This window comes from Agromyces binzhouensis (assembly GCF_004135055.1).
GTDB classification, from domain to species: Bacteria; Actinomycetota; Actinomycetes; order Actinomycetales; family Microbacteriaceae; genus Agromyces; species Agromyces binzhouensis.
Genome location: NZ_SDPL01000302.1, coordinates 1 through 3876, shown reverse-complemented (window position 1 = coordinate 3876; position 3876 = coordinate 1). Strand labels below are relative to the sequence as shown.

Sequence of the window (3876 nt, the reverse complement as noted above, 5' to 3'; positions counted from 1 at the left end):
GACGAGATCCGGTCGCGCCTCGTCGCGGCCCACGCCGCCGACCCCGACGCGCCCCGCGTGCTCGGCCGCGGCTGGCTGTTCGACTCCGTACCGGGTGGCGCGCCCACGGCGGCGATGCTCGACGCGGCGCTGCCCGACGTGCCCGTCTACCTCGACGCGAACGACTACCACTCCTGCTGGGTGAACTCGGCGGCGCTCGCGGAGCTCGGCATCACGCGCGACACGCCCGACCCGATCGGCGGGCGCATCGGGCGCGACGGCACAGGCGAGCCGAACGGCATGCTCTACGAGACCGCCGCGCAGCAGTACGCCTGGGAGCACCTCGCCGAGCAGGCGACCGACGCCGACCGCGACGCCGCCGTCGAGCGCACGATCGCCGCGTACCTCGCGACGGGCGTCACGGGCGTCGTCGACATGGCCTTCGACGAGCTCGGGCTCGCCGCGTTCCGTCGCGCCGCCGACCGTCGCGGCGGCACGCTGCCCGTCCGCGTCGTCGCCCACTGGTTCGTGGCGAACACCGGCGATGCCGACGCCAACCTCGCCCAGGTCGCGCGGGCCGTCGAGCTCGCGAGCCAGGTCGACGCGCCGTGGCTCCGCATCGCGGGGATCAAGCTCGTCCTCGACGGCGTGATCGATGCGTGCACGGCCGCGATGCGGCATCCGTACGTCGACGGCTCGAACGCCGAGCCGATCTGGCCCCTCGACGCGCTCGAGCCCGTGGTCGCGGCCGCGGATGCCGCGGGCCTGCAGGTCGCGATGCACGCCATCGGCGACGCCGCGAGCGGCATCGCCCTCGACGCGCTGGAGCACGCGCACGAGGTCAACGGCGAGCGCGACCGGCGGCATCGCATCGAGCACCTCGAGTACGTCGACCGGGCGGATGTCGCGCGGCTCGCGCGCCTCGGCGTCGTCGCGTCGATGCAGCCAGTGCACGCCGATCCCGCGATCTGGGCGAACTGGGCCGCGATGCTCGGCGACGAGCGCGCCGACCGCGGCTTCCCGTGGACCGAGATCACCGACGCGGGCGCCGTCCTGGCGTTCTCGACGGACGCGCCGACGGCGCCGCACGAGGCGCTGCCCAACCTGTACGTGGCGGCGACCCGGCGCTCTGCGCTCGACCCCTCGTTCCCCGCGAACCACCCGGAGTACGCCGTCCCGCTCGCCGACGCGGTGCGTCATGCGACGCGCGACGCCGCGTTCTCGTGCCGCGAGGAGGACGCGCGCGGCCGGATCGCACCCGGACTCGCGGCGGACTTCGCGGTCATCGATCGCGACCCGTTCGAGCTCGGGGACGACGCGCTCCTCGAGGCACGCGTCATCCGCACGGTCGTGGCCGGCAGCACGGTGTACGAGGTCGAGCCGGTCGCGCCGATGCTCGGGTAGCCGAGGCCGTACGCCGAACCGCCCCGCCGGGTGTCGCCGGCGGGGCGGTTCGCGTTCACGTGCGGGCCGGCACGGTGAGGAGACGCCGGCCCGCACGAGCTCAGTCGGCGGACGCCCGCGAGAGCACCTCTCCGCGGAAGAACGCCGGGCGCTTGATCGCCTGCCAGATCATGATCACGACGCCCGTGAGCAGCACGACCATGCCGAGGATGAACACGAGGCCGACGCCGCCGATGTTCGACCCGCTGCCGTAGTCCGGGTCCATGCTGTCGACGAGCGTCGTCACGAAGAGCACCGACAGGATGACGCCGCCCACGAGCGGGAACAGCAGGGTGAAGAAGAACTCGCGCACCGAGCGGAACCAGGTCTTCCGGAAGAACCACACCGCCGCGAACGCCGTGATGCCGTAGTAGAAGCAGATCATCATGCCGAGCGCCGTGATCGTGTCCCACAGGACGTTCTCGCTCACGAACCGCATGACCGCGTAGAAGACGGATGCCACGACCGCAGAGACGATCGTCGCGTACCCGGGCGTGAAGAAGCGGGGGCTCACGCGCGCGAACTTCTCGGGCAGGGCGCCGTAGTGGCCCATGGCGAGCAGCGTGCGCGCGGGCGACACGAACGTCGACTGCAGGCTCGACGCGCTCGAGGTGAGCACCGCGAGCGACACGAGGATCGCGAGCGGGCCGAGCACCGGGCCGGCGAGCGCGAAGAACACGTTGTCCTGGATGTCGGGGTTGCCGAGGCCGTACTCGCCGTCGCCGACGCCCGCGAACGAGATGAGCGAGACCGAGATGAGCAGGTACAGCGAGACGATGATGAGCACCGAGAGCGTCGCCGCACGACCGGGCGTCCGCTCGGAGCCCTTGGTCTCCTCGTTCATCGTGAGCGTGACGTCCCAGCCCCAGAAGATGAAGATCGACAGCGACAGCCCTGCCGCGAGCGCGCTGAAGTCGCTCACCGCGAACGGGTTGAACCAGCTGAGCTCGATGGGCGTCGCGTCGAACGCGTTGCCGTTCGCGACCTCGATCAGGGCGGCGCCCGAGAAGACCACGAGCACGATCACCTGGAACCCGACGAGCCAGTACTGCAGCTTCTGCGTGGTGCGCATGTCGCGGTACGAGATCATCGTCGCGCCGAGCATGAACAGCAGGCACACGACCACGTTGACGAACGGGTTCGCGGCGATCCCGGCGATCTCGGGGTTGCCCACGATCTGCGAGATCGCGAGGAACAGGAAGTCGACCGCGATGCCCGCGAGGTTGGAGAGCACGAGGATCGTCGCCGCAACGAGGCCCCAGCCGGCCATCCACCCGATCCACGGGCCGAAGGCCCGCGTCGCCCACGTGAACGAGGTGCCCGAGTCGGGCATGCGGCGGTTGAGCTCACGGTAGCCGAAGGCCACGAGCAGCATCGGGATGAACCCGAGCAGGATGATCGCGGGGACCTGCGTGCCCACCTCGGACACGGTCGGCCCGAGCGCGGCGGTCAGCGTGTACGCGGGCGCGATGCACGAGATTCCGATGACGATCGCGCCGATCAGGCCGACCGATCCGGCCGAGAGGCCCTTCTTGGTGATGCCGTGCTCGTTCGAGTCGACCGCGCGGGTCGCCTCGGTCAGCGGGGCAGGACTGGAGGAGTGTTGCGACATTGCAGCGTCTTTCAGGTGAGGGTGGTGCGGGGCACCACGATCATGGGCGCCGGGAGCTCGCGCAGCATCTTCGCCGCGGTCGAACCCAGGAAGAGGTGGCGCGGAGCCGCGAGGCGGCTCGAGCCGACGAGCACGAGCTCGCCCTGGTGCCAGTCGAGGGCGCGCACGGCGTCCTCGATGGTCTCGCCCGTCGCGGTCTCGACGGTCGCCTCGATGCCCTCCGGCAGGGCCTGGCGGGCCTCGTCGAGCACCTCCTCGGCGTGCACCGAGCTGGTCAGCGCGGCGAGGTCGGCGTCGAGGCCGGCGGGAAGGTCGATGGGCACGAGCGAGAGCAGGCGCAGCGGCGCGCCCGTCGCACGTGCGAGTCGGATCGCCGACTCGAGGAGCGCGTCGGCCCCCGGGCGCGTGCCGACCGCCGCGGTGATGCGCGTGATCCCCTGCGAGGCGGGCAGTTCGCGCGAGCCGGACGGCGCGAGCAGCACCGGCACGTCGGAGGAGTGCAGCAGCTCGTTCGCGACGGACCCGATGCGCGACCGGCCGAGGAGGCCGCCGCGGGCCGTGCCGATGACGATGAGTCGCGCGTCGAACTCGTGCGCGGCGTCGATCAGGCCCTCGGCGAACGACTCGGCGTAGCGCAGGTGCAGCTTCGAGGCGACATCCGCCCCCAGGTGCTCGGACGCCTGCTCGAGCCACTCGCGGGACTGCGCGCGGAGGTACCGCTCGTAGCCCGCGTCGGCCGGGACGCTGGAATTGCCCGCCTCGGACGGCAGGACCATGACGACCTCGAGCGGCGCGCCGGCCGCCGCCGCGAGCCGGCTCGCGACGGCGAGCGCGTCGGCGCC

3 protein-coding genes are annotated in these 3876 nt (G+C 72.0%); 1 reads left to right on the top strand and 2 read right to left on the bottom strand.

The window, feature by feature from the left end; genetic code table 11:
• On the top strand, positions 1-1383 hold a 1383-nt coding region (locus tag ESO86_RS12975; protein ID WP_129235403.1), incomplete at its 5' end, for an amidohydrolase.
• A gap of 100 nt (positions 1384-1483) precedes the next feature.
• Here ESO86_RS12975 and ESO86_RS12970 read toward each other — a convergent pair.
• Both ESO86_RS12970 and ESO86_RS12965 read right to left on the bottom strand, forming a co-directional pair.
• Entirely contained in the window at positions 1484-3034 is a 1551-nt protein-coding gene (locus tag ESO86_RS12970; RefSeq protein WP_129235402.1) for an APC family permease, read from the bottom strand.
• Between the two features lie 11 nt (positions 3035-3045).
• The coding region (locus tag ESO86_RS12965) for a universal stress protein (RefSeq protein ID WP_165307795.1) at positions 3046-3876 on the bottom strand (831 nt) is incomplete at its 5' end.

What these genes read in the sequence shown, in the direction of transcription:
- ESO86_RS12970 (WP_129235402.1), bottom strand. Translation starts at nt 3,034, where the DNA reads ATGTCGCAACACTCCTCCAGTCCTGCCCCGCTGACCGAGGCGACCCGC.